The organism is Cronobacter sp. HA18003, from assembly GCF_011605905.1.
Taxonomy (GTDB): Bacteria; Pseudomonadota; Gammaproteobacteria; order Enterobacterales; family Enterobacteriaceae; genus Cronobacter; species Cronobacter sakazakii.
In genome coordinates this window covers 371,113-386,755 of record NZ_JAANQO010000011.1, presented here as the reverse complement: position 1 = coordinate 386,755, position 15,643 = coordinate 371,113, and the positions used below count along the sequence as shown (strand labels likewise).

Below are 15,643 nucleotides of genomic sequence, written 5' to 3'. Positions count from 1 at the left end.
GGGCTTCCCCTTTTAATAACCGATCCCGCCATCGACGCGCAGTACCTGGCCCGTCACAAAGCTCGCCGCGTCAGAGCCAAGCCACACCAGCGTGTCGGCCACTTCGTCGGCACGCCCGGTGCGGCGCAGGGCGCTCTGCGCGAGCTTGCTTTCCACCACGTCGCTTGCGAGGTTTTCAGTCATCGGCGTGGCGATAACGCCTGGCGCCACCGCGTTCACGCGAATGCCCTGCGGTGCCAGCTCAATGGAGAGCGTTTTGGTCGCCGCCACCATCGCGGCTTTCGACGCCGCGTAGGCGAGCTGCCCGCTGTTGCCGTCAAGGCCGGAAATGCTCGAGATATTGATGATGCTGCCGCGTTTATTGCGCAGCATCAGGCGCGTCAGGTACTGGGTGAACACCATCTGTGAAAAGAAGTTGATGGCGAAGGTCTTGTGCAACTGCTCCATGGTGACCATCGGGAACAGCGCATCGAGCGTCACGCCCGCCACATTCACCAGGATATCTACCGGCACTTTCGCTTTCTGAATCGCCATCGCCGCCTGCTTGATGGACGCGTCGTCCAGCAAATCAAAGCAGACCGGCGTGATGGTCACGCCATATTGCGAAGAAAGTTCAGCGATTTGCGCGCTGAACGCCGCGTCTTCCTGCTGAACGCAGGCGAAGATATTCGCCCCGTGCCGCGCATAAGCGACCATCGTGGCGTTGCCGATCCCCTGCAGACAGCCGGTGATCACCGCGTTTTTTCCCACGAGCAGCATGCTGACCTCCGTCATATCAGGCGATTTCTACGTCGTATTTTTGCAGGATCTCTTTGCCTTTCTGCCAGGAGGTAAAGTCAATGATGTCTTCGGTATCCATCATGATGTCGAAGGTTTCTTCCAGTGCGGCGATCATGGTCATGTGGCCTACGGAATCCCAGGACGGGGTGTCCTGATATTTGTAATCCGCCAGCATTTCTTCCGGCACTTCAAAGGTTTCCATAAAAATGGTGTTGTACTTCACTAAGTTCGTCATGGTCATACTCCAGATAAAAAATGTTCTGTCGCGGCGCTTATTTAAATACCTTGCCTTCGGTATTCTGGCGCATCGCCCTGGCCGGGTTGCCCAGTACGATCGTGGCGTCCGCCACGTCGCTGAATACCGCAGAACCCATTCCGACGATGGCGTCATCGCCGATGCGGGTCTGCTCTTTTACGCAACTATTCATACCGATGAATACGCGCTCGCCCACTACACAGTGGCCCGCCAGCGCCACCATGCCAGATACGACACTATTTTCCCCTATAACGCAGTCGTGACCGACGCAGGCGCGCGGCAGGACCAGTACGTTTTTGCCAATCGTCACACCGCAAGAGATAAAAGCGCCATCGCAGAGGATCGCGCCTGCGCGGATCTCGCTTTGCGACGGGACATCGACATTCGGGTGAATAAGCGTCGCAAGCGGCGCGTTGCCTGCGAGCTTTTGCGCCAGACGCTGGCGCAGCGCCGGTTCGCCAATGGCGATTGCCACTTCGCACTCCGCCGGACGCGCGTCGAAACGCACCACCGCCGCGCCGTAGACCTCCTGCGCGTCGGTTACGTCGTCAATAAAGAAAATCTCGCTCCAGCGCGACGTGCACTGGTTAATGGCGCGCGCCAGCATCAGCACCTCGCGCCCTAACCCGCCCGCGCCGTAAATGCCAAGCTTCATGCCACTTTCTCCGCAAGGCCGAGCGCGGCCTGCGCGCGGATAGCGTCCACCACGCGGCGCTGATCCTCTTCGGTCAGATCCGGGAAAATCGGCAGACACAAAATACGCTCGGCGATACCGGTCGCTATCGGCAGATGTTGCGGCTGCGCCGATGGCAGATGTCGGTACATCGAGAACGCGCTGATAAGCGGGTAGAAGTAGCGGCGTGAGTAAATATTTTCGGCTTTCAGCGCTTCATAGAGCGCGTCGCGGCTGACCGGGAAGTCGTCGTTCACGCGGATCGGGAAGTAAGAGTGGTTCCACTCCACATCATCCGGCGCGCTGAAGGTTTCGATGCCAGGGATATCAGCAAGCCACTCGCAGTAGCGGTCATGGATTGCCGCGCGGTTCGCCAGCGCGTTATCGATATGCCCAAGCTGCACCAGGCCGAATGCCGCCTGCACTTCATTCATTTTGGCGTTGATGCCCGGTGCCACAACGGTCGTTTCCCCGGCAAAGCCGAAGTTTTTCAGGTAGTCGATGCGCTGTTTCATGCGCGCGTCCGGGCAAATAATTGCCCCGCCTTCAAAGGTGTTGAAAACTTTGGTCGCATGGAAGCTCAGGATCGACAGATCGCCGCAGTTCAGGATGCTCTGGTGGTTTTTCTTCACGCCAAACGCATGCGCGGCGTCGTAAATCACCTTCAGGCCCCAGGCGTCGGCGATGGACTGAATTTTGTCGACATCACACGGCAGGCCGTAGCAGTGGACCGGCAGGATAGCCGAGGTCGCTGGCGTGATCAGCTGTTCGATTTTGTTCGGATCGATATTACAGGTGACCGGGTCGATATCGGCGAAAACCGGCGTCAGGCCGTTCCACAGCAGCGAGTGGGAGGTGGCGACGAACGAATACGGGGTGGTGATCACTTCACCCGTAATGCGCAGCGCCTGCAGCGCGGTCAGGAGCGCCAGCGTGCCGTTGGAAAACAGGCAGAGGTGTTCCACGCCGAGATACTCCGCGAGCCGCGTTTCCAGCTCCTGATGAAACGGACCGCCGTTGGTCAGGTATTTGTTTTCCCAGATCTGCTCAAGATACGGGATAAACTCTTCCAGCGGCGGCAGCAGCGGGCTGGTGACAAATAGATTTTGCATGATACACCTCGGTGTTTTACACCAAACGTTGCCGGCCCCGGCCGGTATGGGTAATGCCGTCGCGACGCGTTATTCCTCAACGAAGAACGAACGCGGCGCTTCTCCGGTACAGTAAATTTTCCACGCCTCGCGCAGCCCTTTTTCAAAGGTCTCAGCCACCCGGAACCCGTCGGCGTTATTCGTCGGGATGCGGCTGCGCATGGAGAGACGAATCGCGTTCAGTTCCTCAAAGCGGCCCTGCCAGGAGAGCGCTTTTTCGACGTAGTCTGCTTTATCGTTCGCCACAAATTCCGGCAGTCCGTAGCCATTCATTGTTTCAACGCCCTGACGCCCCGCCATCGTCTCACCGCAAAGCGTGAGCGTCGGCACGCCCATCCACGCGCCGTGGTTGGTGGTGGTACCGCCGGTATACGGGAAGGCGTCGAGCAAAATATCGATGTGATGGTGGTATTCGAGATATTCGATAAGCCCGGTGCGCGTTCTGAAAATGAGCTGTTCGGGGCGCGCGCCGAAATGCGTCAGGCGGCGCGTCATCATGGCAATCATCTCGTCATCGGCCATAAAGCCCATCAGCAGCTTCGCACTGGGTTCACGCACCAGAATTTTCGCCCAGAGTTCGAGCACTTCATCGTTAATCTTTTTCGGGCGGTTGAAGCTCGCAAACGTCAGATGGCCGTTACGCAGCGCCGGTAGCGGATTTACATCCGGGCTTTGCGGGTGCGGCTCAAAAATTTTGCGCATCGGCACCCAGAGGATCTGCTCGGTAAACTGCTCAGCGAGCCCTGGAGGGCTTGCAAGCGTAGACGACAGCAGGCGGTAATCCATCGCCGGTACGCCCGTCGTGCCAGGGTAGCCAATCCAGGTCATTTGCAGCGGTGCCGGGCGCAGCGCGAACATCGGCAGCCGCGTCCAGGTGGTATGCCCGGAGAGATCGATAAGAATGTCCACGCCATCGTCGTTGATCTGGCGCGCCAGCTCGCGATCGCTTAACTGATACGCATCGCGCCACAACACCGCGCCCGCGCGCAGGTGATCGGTCACCTCGTCGTGCATCGGCGCGGCGTTATAGCCCACCAGTTCAAACTGCGTGCGGTCAAACGACTCCCAGAACGGCAGCAGGAAGTTGCTGACCGGGTGCGTACGCAAATCGCCCGAGACAAACCCGACGCGCAGCTTACGGTGCGGATCTTTCTCATTATTAAGCGGCAGATTGAGCGCTAAGCGTTCGGCGTACGCCGTAACGCGCTCGCCATAATCGCGGTGCTTCGCGAGCAGCTCCTGCGCGCTGACGCGGTTGTCGTGCGTCAGCACGAACAGCAGGCTGGTGAAGCAGTCAAAATCTTCAGGCGACAGTTCCAGGGATTTCTCCAGGAAATAACGCGCTTCGTCGAGCTTCTGGTTATCGCTCAGCACCACGCCCATCATGGCCAGATAGCGCGGGTTGCGCGGCTGGAAGCGGAACGCCTCGCGGGCGCATTTTTCCGCAAGCGTCATGTCGCCACGCGCGTGGTAGAGCGTGCCGAGCGAGTTCCAGAAACCCGCGTTTTTCTCATCGAGGCGCAACAGCCCTTGCACCACTTTTTTGGCGTTAAAGTGATCGAGCGTTTTTTGCAGCGCGGTCGCCAGATCGTAATAGATGTCGAGGCTTGAGAAGTAATGGCCCATCAGGCGGCAGAGCGCGTCCAGCGCCTCGTCCCACGCGCCGGTCAGCACGCAGGTACGTGAATAGCAGCGCAGGATGTGCATATTCTGCGGGTCCTGCGCCAGCAGTTCGCGGGTATACTCGCGCGCTTCTTTTGCCATACCTTTGACAATCAGCCGGTTGGCCTCTGCATAGACGGCATCCATCTCGCTGCTGTCGGTCTGGCTGTCGGCGTCCATATTGGCTTCGCTTTGCAGCAGACCGCCGCGCCGCTCGCTGACGCTCAGGAGCAACAGCGTATTCAGGCACTGTTTCAGCCACGCCACGTTGCCGGTGCGCAGAAACGGCTGAATGACATTTTTCCAGGCGAGCGGTGTGCCTTGCAGCACGCCGCGAATACGCAGCGAGGTAAAACTTGCCCAGGCGTCATCGTCAGTCGTGCGCATGCCGTCGCGCAGCCAGCGCCAGTGTGCGGGCGTAACGGTAACCGCCTCGCCCCACAGGTTCAGCACGCGGCTCTCTTCATCGGTCACCGGCAGCGGCAAGACCGGTGCCAGCACATCGTTTTCCGCCAGGTTATACGGCCCCGGTACGGCACTCCAGAACAGCCCGTCGAGATTATTGAGAAAGAGATCGCGCAGCGACTCCAGCACCTGCTTGCGGGTGTCGTCGCCCGGACGCTCCGGCAGGCGGCAGTTAAAAATCAGCTGTTCGACGCTGAGGCTCATCGGCCAGGCGCCCGCCAGCACGTCAAGAATTTGCAGCGTCACCGGGTTTTCCGTACGCACCGGCACGCCGGACTGTGAGATATGGCCGCTGACGACTTTTCCATTAATCGTGAACACGCGGGTGAAGTTGCCCGCCCAGTGCAGGGATTCCAGCATGGCCAGATCCGGCACGAAGGATGGCTCTGCCGCGTCTTTGGCGCAGAGCATCGTGAAGCGCTCGCGGCGGTTGACCGCGAAATCGAGGTACTGGCGCGCGCTGTGGCGATCGCGCGGCCCGGCGATCATCGCATGGAGCTGCTGCTGGCGTTCGCCATAGCACGCGGCAAGATCGGTCTGCGGGAGTGCATCGCCGATACACGCCAGATCCAGCGCCTGCATGTCGCGGGCAAAATCGGTGTAGTTGCGGGCAGCCGTATCGTCTGCCAGATAGCGCTGCATCAGCGACGCATCGTCCAGCGCTTCCGCCGCCAGCACCCGCGTTTTGAGCGCGCCATCCGGCAGCGTCATCGCCAGATATCCAAGCATGGCACGCGCCGAGGCGAGCTTTTCATTGTGAGTTGCGGCGCGCTGGCTGTGGAACGCGAGCGCGTCGCGAAGCGTGGCGTCATCGTCGTTCTCTGCAAGCGTCGCGTGATACGCAATGATGCCCTGCGCAGAGAGATGCTGACGACACCAGCGCAGCAGCGCGTCGCGCGTGTCGTCGTCGGTGTGGGAAAAACGCCCGTGAATGATGATGTAGTCAAACTCGCCCGGCGAGACCGCCAGCAGATCGCCAAGACCCGCGGCGAACAGCTCAATATTGGTCAGCCCGCTTGCCTGGATCTGTTGCTGCCCTTCACCGATACGCGCTTCGTCAAGATCGATCCCAAGCGCGATGCTGTTCGGCCAGGCGCGGGCGTGGGCGATGAGCGTCTCGCCTGCCCCGCAGCCAATCTCCAGCACGCGTGCGAACGCAGGCGACGCCGCCGCCACGTGGTTAAGCGCGGCGCTGGCGTGCAGCGCGAGAGGGCTAATGCGGTGTTCCGGGTAGAGCGTCTTCACATCATTCATCCGTTTTAATAAATAGAGAGTTTATGCGCTGAGGTATTTCGCCATCAGACTGGTTTTATAATCGCTGAATGGACCCTTGCCATTTTTAACCGTTGTAACCATCCAGGCGAATGCGTCTGGCGTATGGTTGATACACACCAGCCGTGAAGCCTCCTCCCTGCGTACCTGCATCTGTTCAACAGCAGGCAAAGTGTCGAGCGCAAATGAAAGCGCCACCTGATCGAGGAACCACTCGTTGTTTTCCGCCGCCAGGTTGCGGTCGATAAAACGGGCCACGATATCGAGATAGCGGAAGTTCGCCTGCGTCGGGCGGGCATAGATAAAGGCACCCAGCACGCGCTCCCAGAGCGGCGCGCCGTCGCTGCAGGTGAGGATCAGGTCAGCGTCGTCAAGACGCGTATGCACATCAGCCCAGGGTTTGCGCACCAGGCAGTCGGCATCAAGCAGCATCACCGGCGCGTCAAACTGCTCCAGCGCGTAACGCAGGAAAACAAAACGGCGCGAGGCGTAATGCACGTTAATGCCGCGCACCGGCGCGATAACTTCACTACTGAGAGAAAAGTTCAGGCCAGGAAACGCCGCCTGCATCTCGCGCACGCGTGCCTCGCAGCGCGCGTCGCAGTTATAGATGTGCAGATGCACATCCAGCGCGGTGCCGTTGGTGTCATAGACTGACGCCACCAGCGCCTGGGCGTGATCGAAGAAATAGTTCGGATCGCAGGAGATCAGCACCGTGGTGTTACCGGTGGCGGCTTTCGGGATATGCCAGCTGTAACGGCTGTAATCCGGCAGCGGCAGCGGTTCATTGAGCGGGCGGAAATCGATAAAGGAATCCGGGCAGCCGCCAAGCTTATAAATGCCACAAACAATCATCAGCAGCACCAGCGACTCTTCCTCTATTAAGGAAGAATCGCTGGTCAGCGCCTGAATCACCACCTGCGCCTGGTTGTAGTCTTCTTCCATCAGGCAGATGAGCAGCAGAATTTTCAAGACCGGCGCGCTGTTGCTGAGCCGCGAAAGATGATTCGAGATTAAAAAGACCGCGCCGTCGATTTCGCCCACGCGAAAGAGGAGCTGAATGGCGGCGACCACGAGATTGACCGCGTCGTCGCGCTTAAGCGCTTCCACCACGTGCGCGGTCACTCGATCGCCGAAACCTTCCACGGCGGCAATCTGATGCCCCTGCTTTTTACTGTCGAACGCTTGGTTGGCAAGCGTTGCGGCGCACAGCAGATGTTTAATCGCCAGCGCTTTTTCAGCATCCAGTTCGGGCGGCATTGGCGCCGCCATAATGGCGGGCTCCATCGCGGCATAATCGGTGCTCCAGAAGTGCAACACTTCCGCCACCAGATGCGACGGCATCACATCCGCTTCAGGGAGATAAATAGTGCGGGTGAAGATGTCACGGTAGTACTGATGCATTGCACGACACTGGGCAAACTGATTCATCGGTTTTAACTCATCATTAATTGCAACGCGCGACGGCGTTTTGCCAGTCAACCCGGCCATATCTGTCGCAACCTGGGGGTGGATTCCCTTCGCGGCACACAAAAAGGAAGCTTTCCTGAAAGGGTAACATCGGGGGCGCGGGCATAATGGAGTGAAAAACCCCGCGAATAGCGGCTTATTTTGGAGATTGCATTTAAGGTAAATGCCGATAACTGACAGGCAAAAAAAAAGGTTGCTGTTTCCAGCAACCTTTTTGAAAGCTTGAGCGTCTATTAACGCAGCAGGGACAGCATGGACTGCGGAACCTGGTTTGCCTGAGACAGTACAGAAGTACCAGCCTGTTGCAGGATCTGAGCGCGAGACATGTTAGAAACTTCGGTCGCGTAGTCAGCGTCCTGGATACGGGACTGTGCCGCAGACAGGTTGTTGATAGAGTTGTTCAGGTTGTTGATGGTAGATTCAAAACGGTTCTGAATCGCACCCATGTTAGAACGCGCGGTATCGATCTTAGCGATAGCAGCGTCAGCAGCAGAAATCACAGCCTGTGCAGAGGAGTTGTCTGCGATAGAGGTGCTCAGCGCAGAGTCCAGAGTACCGGAAGTGGCGTTGATCAGCGCGTTGCTGTCGATGGAGATGGTATCGTTAGAAGAAGTACCAGCGCCAACCTGAATTTTCAGAGCGGTGCTTACAGAACCGTCCAGCAGTTTTTTGCCGTTGAAGTTAGCACCACCAGCGATACGGTCGATTTCAGACAGACGCTGAGTGATTTCCGTGTTGATGGAAGTCAGGTCGGTAGAACCGTTGGTGTCGTTTGCAGCCTGAACAGCCAGCTCACGGATACGCTGTAAGTTGGTGTTGATTTCGTTCAGGTTACCTTCAGCGGTCTGAACCAGGGAGATGCCGTCGTTTGCGTTACGAGCAGCCTGGGTCATACCTTTAACCTGAGAGGTCATACGGTTAGCAATCGCCTGGCCAGCAGCGTCGTCTTTCGCGCTGTTGATACGCAGACCAGAGGACAGACGCTCGATAGCAGTGCCCAGAGCAGACTGAGATTTGTTCAGGTTGGTCTGAGTGGTCAGGGACAAAAGGTTAGTATTGATAACTGACATAATTTAATTCCTTCAAAAATTGGGTTTAGGTTCGGTGCCTAACACTCACGGCGTCTCTCACCGTCAACAAGGTTATCGACGCTTCTTAAAAAGACTTTAGAAACAAACTCAAAAAATTTACATGTGATTGTTTTTAAAAGAATTGTTTTATTTAATGTCTTTTTATAAGTCTCAGAACTAAGATTTTTCTTATGTATTGTATAAATAAATTCTGGCTGCCATTTCCTTATTATTAATGCGGGTTGGTCATTTTTTTCTGACTTTTTTGCAGACATATAAAGAAGGGGAATATTTCACTTAAGGCAGGCTATCGGCTCAATAGCCTGCGTCTGCATCATCTATTCCAGGGATTATTTTTTTGCCGCCAGGAGTAAACTTTTGCTTTGCGTCGCCGATAAGAGACTGAAACGACCATCGACTTCAAGGAAATCACGCATGGCTACAATCAGTAATCTCGGGGTAGGCTCGAATCTTGGGCTTGCCGATCTGTATGACAAGCTGGAAGCGGCAGAACAAACCAAACTGACGGTTATTACCAAACAGCAGACGACGTATAACACGCAGTTGAGCGCCTACAGCAAGCTGCAAAGCTCGCTGCAGAGCCTGCAGACCGCGACGGCTGCGCTCGGTAAAACCGCAACATGGAATTCAACCTCGGTCAGCAGCACCAATACCGCGTTTGCGGCGACCACCACCAGCGATGCGATGACCGGTGATTACACCGTCAACGTAAAACAGATGGCGAAAGCGCAGGTGCTGACCTCTGGCTCTATCGCCAGCAACACCACGCAGCTGGGTGCCACTACGGGCACCACCCGTACCGTCACCATCAGCCAGCCGGGCACGTCCAAACCGCTGACCGTTTCTCTGGCTGATGGCGATACCTCGCTGAACGGCATCGCAAAAGCGATTAACAAAGCGGGCGGCAATGTTTCCGCGAGCGTGATTAAAGCGTCTGACGGTGACTACCGCCTGATGCTGACCTCCAAAACCACCGGCACCAGCAATGACATGACCGTCACGGTCACCGGCGACGATACCCTGCAGGGGATTATCGGCTTCGATTCCAGCACCAAAACCGGTGCGCTCTCCATCCAGACGGCCTCTCAGAACGCCAAAGTGGTGGTGAACGATATCGAAATCGAACGCTCCACTAACGTGATTTCTGACGCGCTGCCGGGCACCACGCTGACGCTGAAAGCGCAGAGCACCGCTAACGAAACGCTCTCTGTGACCCGCGCGACCGACGCCAACAAAAAGGCCGTGACCGACTGGGTGACCGCGTATAACGCGCTGCAGTCCACCATTGCTTCTGTGACCAAGTACGTCAAAGTGGATGCGGGCGATACGCAATCCTCCAACAACGGCGCGCTGATCGGCGACAGTAACGTACGTTCCATCCAGTCTCAGCTGCGCAGCACGCTGACCCAGGTGCAGAGCGGCAGTATCGCTATCATGGCACAGCTCGGCATCACACAGGACCCGGTTCTGGCTGCCGACGGCGCCGCTGGCGTACTGAAAGTTGACGATGCGAAACTGACCAAAGCGCTGACCGAAAACCCGGACGCCGTTCAGGCCTACTTCGTGGGCGACGGCAAAGCGACCGGTATGGCCACGCAGATGAATAACACCCTGACCTCCATGCTGAGCACCACCACCGGCAAAGAAGGCGTTATTCAGAACGCGAAAGACAGTATTAACGACACGCTGAAATCGCTGGATAAGCGCTATACCGCGATGGAAGCTTCCATTGAAGCCACCATGGCGCGTTATAAGTCGCAGTTTAGCAACCTGGATTCCCTGGTAAACAAACTGAACAGCACCTCAACGTACCTGACTAAACAGTTCTCCTCTTCAAGCAGTTAAGGAACGGATATGTACAATAGCTCTGGTGTTCAGGCCTATCAGCAGGTGGGCCTGGAAAGTGCGGTAATGAGCGCAAGCCCACACCAGCTGGTCGTAATGTTATTTGACGGGGCACTCAGTGCCCTTGTCCGCGCGCGCCTGTTTATTGAACAGGGCGACACGGTGGCAAAAGGTCAGGCGCTGACTAAAGCCATTAACATTATCGATAACGGACTCAAAGCTGGCCTGAATATGGATATTGGCGGCGATTTGCCGCGTAACCTAGCCTCGCTTTATGAATACATGGTGCGACGTTTACTGCATGCCAACCTGCGTAACGATGTTGATGCCATCAATGAAGTTGAAACCCTGATGACCAATATTGCTGACGCCTGGAAGCAGATTGGCCCCGGCACCACTCTCGCGCAGGAAACGTTCTGATGAATGATTTCATCTCATCCCTAAACAACTGGCAGGCGCTGTACGCGCTTAGTAATACCATGCTCAGCCTGGCGAACTCAGGACAGTGGGATGAGCTGATTGAACAGGAAGTAAAGTACGTTACCCTGGTAGAAGCGATTGCCCGCAACCCAATCGAGCCGGATAACAGCGTGTTTCAGGAAAAAGCGCGTGAGCTGCTGACGAAGGTGCTGGCCAACGAAGCAGCGCTGAAAATCAAGCTTCAGGCGCGGATGGAAGAATTACGCGTACTGATTGAGCAGAACGGCAATCAGAAATCGCTGGTATCCGCCTACGGTAAGCTTTCCGGCAATGTGTTAATGCCAAACGATTTCAATCAATAATTTCCTGTCATTCAGGGCCGCGGTATTACGCCGCGGCCCTGCGCTTTTCTCCCGTCCGGGAATGTGAATATTTCAGTGTGATGTGTGAAGCGGGTGTGCGGCCTGGTGGTGGGGGTTTGGCCTTTGGCGGGGTTTGGCGTGGTGGTGGGGTTTGGCGTGATGGCGGGTGCGCTACGCTTACCCACCCTACAAAAGACATTCCGGCCTGTAGGGCCGGTAAGCGAAGCGCATCCGCCTGAAATCAGAAACCACTCTCCCGTAGGGCGGGTAAGCGAAGCGCACCCGCCGCCAGCCCCCCATAAAAAAGCCCGGCATGCAGATACGCGCCAGGCTCACTTTCACTGAAAACGCCCTTACGGCAGCGGCGTATCCAGCGGATTTTTGGTAAGGAAATCCGCGCACTCGGTCGTCGGACGGTCCACGCGCTCAAGCGTCATCCCGGCGTATTCCAGCGTATCGCCCTCGCGCGAAAGCTTATAAACCTCAAGCTTATTGGTCACGTTATAAAGGGTATCATCGCGACGCATCAGCTTCCCTGGCAGCGCAATCACCCGCTGCCACTGACGGCAGTCAAGCGTATCGCCTGCAGGCGTCACCACCAGGCTCGCGATCGCCTCCGGGCTTACCAGCTCGCTTTGCGGCCCTTTCGACTGCCAGTACCCTGCCAACCCCGCAGGCGGCGGCGTTTTCACCACCTCGTTATAGTTCTCCACCTGAACGCATCCGCTCAGCCCCAGCATCATCAATCCCAGCGCGATTTTTTTCATCGTTTGTCCTGCCCGTGAAGAAAAAAAGATTGTGGCATTAAAGCGTTAACGCTTCCACCCCAACGCAGCGGCGCGGGAATTGATCCAGATTCACTTTTGCCGAATTTTTGCTGTGCGAAAACCGCCAGCGGCGTAAGATGCGGGCTTCTTTTGGCGCGCTCACAGCGCCTTTTAGTTCCGTCTGAGTTCAGAGGCTAAAATTCATGTCATGGCACGACTTTAAACAGCAATATCTCGTTCGTTTCTGGGCACCCCTGCCCGCCGTAATCGCCGCAGGCATCCTCTCCACTTACTATTTCGGCATCACCGGCACCTTCTGGGCCGTTACCGGCGAATTCACCCGCTGGGGCGGACAACTCTTACAGCTCTTCGGCGTTCACGCTGAAAACTGGGGCTACTACAAGCTGATTCATCTGGAAGGCACCCCGCTGACCCGCATCGACGGGATGATGATTATCGGCATGTTCGGCGGCTGCTTCGCGGCGGCGCTGTGGGCCAACAATGTGAAGTTGCGTATGCCGCAGCACCGCATCCGCATTATTCAGGCGGTCGCGGGCGGCATCATCGCGGGTTTCGGCGCGCGTCTGGCGATGGGCTGCAACCTGGCCGCATTCTTTACTGGTATTCCGCAGTTCTCGCTGCACGCCTGGTTTTTCGCGCTGGCGACAGCCATCGGCTCGTGGTTCGGCGCGCGCTTTACCCTGCTGCCGCTGTTTCGTATTCCGGTGAAAATGCAGAAAGTGAGCGCCGCCGCGCCGCTAACGCAAAAGCCTGACCAGGCGAAGCGCCGTTTTCGCATCGGGATGCTGGTGTTTGCGGGCATGATTGGCTGGGCGCTGCTCACGGCCATGAACGCGCCGAAACTGGGCCTCGCGATGCTGTTCGGCGTCGGTTTTGGCTTGCTTATCGAACGCGCGCAGATCTGCTTTACCTCCGCGTTTCGCGATATGTGGATAACCGGCCGCACCCATATGGCTAAAGCGATTATTTTCGGCATGGCCGCAAGCGCCATCGGCATCTTCAGCTATGTCCAGCTGGGTGCCGAGCCGAAAATCATGTGGGCTGGCCCGAACGCGGTGCTCGGCGGGCTGCTGTTCGGCTTCGGTATTGTGCTGGCCGGCGGCTGTGAAACCGGCTGGATGTATCGCGCTGTGGAAGGCCAGGTGCACTACTGGTGGGTGGGGCTTGGCAACGTGATTGGCTCCACCGTGCTGGCGTATTTCTGGGATGACCTTGCGCCGTCGCTTGCGACCAGCTGGGACAAAATCAATCTGCTGAATACATTCGGGCCACTCGGCGGACTGCTGGTGACGTATCTGCTGCTTTTCGCCGCGCTGATGCTGGTCATCGCGCAGGAGAAACGCTTTTTCCGCCGTCAGAAACCTGCCGCCACCGCTGCGGCTATTAAGGAGGGCGCATGAACGCCATTACCCCTGATTATCGCCTGGATATGTCCGGCGAGCCCTGCCCTTACCCGGCGGTCGCCACGCTCGAAGCGCTGCCGCAGCTGAAAAAGGGCGAGATCCTGGAAGTGATCAGCGACTGCCCGCAGTCGATTAATAACATTCCGCTGGACGCCCGCAACCACGGCTATACGGTGCTGGATATCCAGCAGGATGGCCCCACCATCCGTTATCTCATTCAGAAATAACCCTCAGCGCCCTCCCCGCCGGGAGGGCGCGCGGTTCCTGCCCTATACTTCGGTAAAGCCTGTTAACCGGAGCCTGCTATGTGCGGCAGATTTGCCCAGACCTTAAGCCGTGAAGAGTACCTCGCGGCGCTTGATGAAACGACGGAGCGCGATATCGCTTTCGACCCGGAGCCGCTGGCGCGCTATAACGTCGCGCCCGGCACCCGCGTGCTGTTACTGAGCCAGCGCGAAGATGTGTTGCATCTCGACCCTGTTCACTGGGGCTATGCGCCAGCGTGGTGGCATAAAACGCCGCTGATTAACGCGCGCGTGGAAACCGCCGCCACCAGCCGGATGTTTAAGCCGCTGTGGCAACACGGGCGCGCGATTGTCTTTGCCGACGGCTGGTATGAGTGGAAACGCGAAGGCGATAAAAAGCAGCCTTATTTCATTCACCGCGCTGATGGCGAGCCGCTGTTTTTCGCCGCCATCGGCAAAGCGCCGTTTGAGCAGGGCGACGACCGGGAAGGGTTTGTGATTGTCACCGCGGCGGCGGACAAAGGGCTCATCGACATCCACGACCGCCGCCCGGTGGCGTTAACGGCAGAAGCCGCGCTCGCCTGGCTCAGCCCGGAGACCTCAGACAAACGCGCAGAAACGCTCGCGCACGACGGCGCGCTCGGGCCTGACGCGTTTATCTGGCACCCGGTGGATCGCGCGGTAGGGAATATCAGAAACCAGAGCCCGGACCTGCTCGCCCCTGTTGATAACCCTGTCGTGTGACGCTGTTATTAGATAATCTTTCGTATTACGGGCATGATGTTAAGGAAGAACTTAATCAGAGAACGTATACGATGCGCAAAACAACGATGATTTTAGTGATAGTGGCAGTTGTCGTCTGGGGCGCCGATTATATGGGCTGGCTGTAATGCCGGATAATATGGCCCGTCGAGACGGGCCGCGGCGTCAATAAGCTCAGCGCGCTTGCGCCAGCCAGACGGTGCGCCCACCGCTCGCCGCGTCATTCGGGCGAAACGTGAGAACGTCAAAGCCATGCGCATTCAGTAATTGCGTGTATTCTTCCGGCGACAGGCTCGCGTGATATAACGCCTCACCCAGAAATTCCCCCACCGCTTCGCCATTTTCCGGCCCGCTGTTAAACAGTAATTTCGCGCCTGGTTTTGCGTGCTGCTGAAAAATAGCAAACATGGCGCGCTGATCTTCACGCGTGAGATGAAAAAAGCTGTCCCAGGCAATCAGCGCATCAAAACGCGCGCTAAGCGACAGCGTTCTCATATCACCGGTTAACCAGCGGTGGCGCGGCAGCCGTTCCCGACAAAGGGCAACCAGCGCAGGCGTTACGTCAATGCCGGTGATAGCAAACCCTTTGCTGTCGATATACACACCTACCGGGCTCCCTGACCCGCAGCCGATATCGAGCACGGTACCGCCCTCTTGCAGCCCCTCCAGTACGGCATCGAGCCACGGCTGCTCAACAAATCGCGCCTGTCTTATCTCGTCCCACTGCAGGGCATGGTGGCGGTAAAAATGCGCGACGGTCTGTGAGGAAGGATGAGTCATAAGGCGTATCCTGGATGAAATTGAAAGACTGAGTATACGCACACGGGCGAGCGCCTGAAGCCGCCGATTCCAGGTGGGTGGCGTTAAGTTTTTTTACGTGACCGCGTAAATAAGCAGCCCGCTCCCCGCTTTCTGCGGGAGCCGTGAACGTCGGGCAGGCAAACCTTGCTGACCATCAGTTACTCTTTACCGAAAAATACTCGTCCGTTTTTCGGTTG

Annotated in this window: 15 protein-coding genes; 6 read left to right on the top strand and 9 right to left on the bottom strand. The window is 57.3% G+C overall.

The window, feature by feature from the left end:
• Window positions 1–12: 12 nt before the first annotated feature.
• The 7 genes from G6041_RS02800 to G6041_RS02770 all read right to left on the bottom strand — a co-directional run bounded on the left by G6041_RS02800 (window position 13) and on the right by G6041_RS02770 (window position 8,799).
• Window positions 13–759, bottom strand: a complete 747-nt coding sequence (locus G6041_RS02800; RefSeq protein ID WP_032988482.1) for an SDR family NAD(P)-dependent oxidoreductase — start codon at window positions 757–759, stop codon at window positions 13–15.
• 16 nt (window positions 760–775) lie between these two features.
• Window positions 776–1,015, bottom strand: a complete 240-nt coding sequence (locus G6041_RS02795; protein WP_032988410.1) for a hypothetical protein — start codon at window positions 1,013–1,015, stop codon at window positions 776–778.
• A gap of 37 nt (window positions 1,016–1,052) precedes the next feature.
• Window positions 1,053–1,691 (bottom strand): acetyltransferase, encoded by a 639-nt coding sequence (locus G6041_RS02790; protein WP_012124410.1) that lies wholly within the window; start codon window positions 1,689–1,691, stop codon window positions 1,053–1,055.
• Complete coding sequence (locus G6041_RS02785) at window positions 1,688–2,821, bottom strand: DegT/DnrJ/EryC1/StrS family aminotransferase (RefSeq protein WP_007850978.1); 1,134 nt, start codon at window positions 2,819–2,821, stop codon at window positions 1,688–1,690. Before G6041_RS02785 ends, G6041_RS02790 begins: the two co-directional genes overlap by 4 nt.
• A 69-nt stretch (window positions 2,822–2,890) precedes the next feature.
• A complete protein-coding gene (locus tag G6041_RS02780; RefSeq protein ID WP_012124409.1) occupies window positions 2,891–6,241 on the bottom strand; it encodes a bifunctional class I SAM-dependent methyltransferase/glycosyltransferase in 3,351 nt (1,116 codons plus the stop codon).
• A 21-nt stretch (window positions 6,242–6,262) separates the two neighbouring features.
• On the bottom strand, window positions 6,263–7,750 hold the full coding sequence (locus tag G6041_RS02775) for a hypothetical protein (protein WP_012124408.1): 1,488 nt from the start codon (window positions 7,748–7,750) through the stop codon (window positions 6,263–6,265).
• 212 nt (window positions 7,751–7,962) lie between these two features.
• A complete protein-coding gene (locus G6041_RS02770) occupies window positions 7,963–8,799 on the bottom strand; it encodes a flagellin N-terminal helical domain-containing protein (protein WP_007776089.1) in 837 nt (278 codons plus the stop codon).
• Window positions 8,800–9,234: 435 nt separating this feature from the next.
• On the opposite strand from G6041_RS02770, the gene fliD reads away from it, so the two are divergent.
• Genes fliD through fliT form a run of 3 tightly spaced genes read left to right on the top strand, consistent with a single transcriptional unit; the run spans window position 9,235 to window position 11,447 of the window.
• Window positions 9,235–10,665, top strand: a complete 1,431-nt coding sequence (fliD, locus tag G6041_RS02765) for a flagellar filament capping protein FliD (protein ID WP_007776091.1) — start codon at window positions 9,235–9,237, stop codon at window positions 10,663–10,665.
• Window positions 10,666–10,674: 9 nt separating this feature from the next.
• On the top strand, window positions 10,675–11,085 hold the full coding sequence (gene fliS / locus G6041_RS02760; RefSeq protein ID WP_007850993.1) for a flagellar export chaperone FliS: 411 nt from the start codon (window positions 10,675–10,677) through the stop codon (window positions 11,083–11,085).
• Window positions 11,085–11,447 carry a flagella biosynthesis regulatory protein FliT gene (fliT, locus tag G6041_RS02755; RefSeq protein ID WP_004386798.1) on the top strand — a complete coding sequence of 121 codons (363 nt, stop codon included), beginning with the start codon at window positions 11,085–11,087 and terminating at the stop codon, window positions 11,445–11,447. The genes fliS and fliT overlap by 1 nt, the downstream gene beginning before the upstream one ends.
• 353 nt (window positions 11,448–11,800) lie before the next feature.
• On the opposite strand, the gene yedD is transcribed toward fliT, so the two are convergent.
• Entirely contained in the window at window positions 11,801–12,214 is a 414-nt protein-coding gene (gene yedD / locus G6041_RS02750; protein ID WP_012124407.1) for a lipoprotein YedD, read from the bottom strand.
• A gap of 203 nt (window positions 12,215–12,417) precedes the next feature.
• Here yedD and yedE point away from each other — a divergent pair, with 203 nt between their 5' ends.
• From yedE to G6041_RS02735, 3 genes are all read left to right on the top strand, one after another.
• Complete coding sequence (gene yedE / locus G6041_RS02745) at window positions 12,418–13,635, top strand: selenium metabolism membrane protein YedE/FdhT (protein ID WP_004386795.1); 1,218 nt, start codon at window positions 12,418–12,420, stop codon at window positions 13,633–13,635.
• Window positions 13,632–13,865 (top strand): sulfurtransferase-like selenium metabolism protein YedF, encoded by a 234-nt coding sequence (yedF, locus tag G6041_RS02740; RefSeq protein WP_004386794.1) that lies wholly within the window; start codon window positions 13,632–13,634, stop codon window positions 13,863–13,865. The genes yedE and yedF overlap by 4 nt, the downstream gene beginning before the upstream one ends.
• Before the next feature lie 78 nt (window positions 13,866–13,943).
• Complete coding sequence (locus tag G6041_RS02735; RefSeq protein ID WP_012124406.1) at window positions 13,944–14,627, top strand: SOS response-associated peptidase; 684 nt, start codon at window positions 13,944–13,946, stop codon at window positions 14,625–14,627.
• A gap of 192 nt (window positions 14,628–14,819) precedes the next feature.
• On the opposite strand, the gene G6041_RS02730 is transcribed toward G6041_RS02735, so the two are convergent.
• On the bottom strand, window positions 14,820–15,425 hold the full coding sequence (locus tag G6041_RS02730; RefSeq protein ID WP_012124405.1) for a class I SAM-dependent DNA methyltransferase: 606 nt from the start codon (window positions 15,423–15,425) through the stop codon (window positions 14,820–14,822).
• Window positions 15,426–15,643: the final 218 nt, after the last annotated feature.

Bases quoted from the DNA above. Each gene is read 5' to 3' on its own strand.
- G6041_RS02800 (WP_032988482.1), bottom strand. From the start codon at position 759: ATGCTGCTCGTGGGAAAAAACGCGGTGATCACCGGCTGTCTGCAGGGG.
- G6041_RS02795 (WP_032988410.1), bottom strand. From the start codon at position 1,015: ATGACGAACTTAGTGAAGTACAACACCATTTTTATGGAAACCTTTGAA.
- G6041_RS02790 (WP_012124410.1), bottom strand. From the start codon at position 1,691: ATGAAGCTTGGCATTTACGGCGCGGGCGGGTTAGGGCGCGAGGTGCTG.
- G6041_RS02785 (WP_007850978.1), bottom strand. From the start codon at position 2,821: ATGCAAAATCTATTTGTCACCAGCCCGCTGCTGCCGCCGCTGGAAGAG.
- G6041_RS02780 (WP_012124409.1), bottom strand. From the start codon at position 6,241: ATGAATGATGTGAAGACGCTCTACCCGGAACACCGCATTAGCCCTCTC.
- G6041_RS02775 (WP_012124408.1), bottom strand. From the start codon at position 7,750: ATGGCCGGGTTGACTGGCAAAACGCCGTCGCGCGTTGCAATTAATGAT.
- G6041_RS02770 (WP_007776089.1), bottom strand. From the start codon at position 8,799: ATGTCAGTTATCAATACTAACCTTTTGTCCCTGACCACTCAGACCAAC.
- fliD (WP_007776091.1), top strand. From the start codon at position 9,235: ATGGCTACAATCAGTAATCTCGGGGTAGGCTCGAATCTTGGGCTTGCC.
- fliS (WP_007850993.1), top strand. From the start codon at position 10,675: ATGTACAATAGCTCTGGTGTTCAGGCCTATCAGCAGGTGGGCCTGGAA.
- fliT (WP_004386798.1), top strand. From the start codon at position 11,085: ATGAATGATTTCATCTCATCCCTAAACAACTGGCAGGCGCTGTACGCG.
- yedD (WP_012124407.1), bottom strand. From the start codon at position 12,214: ATGAAAAAAATCGCGCTGGGATTGATGATGCTGGGGCTGAGCGGATGC.
- yedE (WP_004386795.1), top strand. From the start codon at position 12,418: ATGTCATGGCACGACTTTAAACAGCAATATCTCGTTCGTTTCTGGGCA.
- yedF (WP_004386794.1), top strand. From the start codon at position 13,632: ATGAACGCCATTACCCCTGATTATCGCCTGGATATGTCCGGCGAGCCC.
- G6041_RS02735 (WP_012124406.1), top strand. From the start codon at position 13,944: ATGTGCGGCAGATTTGCCCAGACCTTAAGCCGTGAAGAGTACCTCGCG.
- G6041_RS02730 (WP_012124405.1), bottom strand. From the start codon at position 15,425: ATGACTCATCCTTCCTCACAGACCGTCGCGCATTTTTACCGCCACCAT.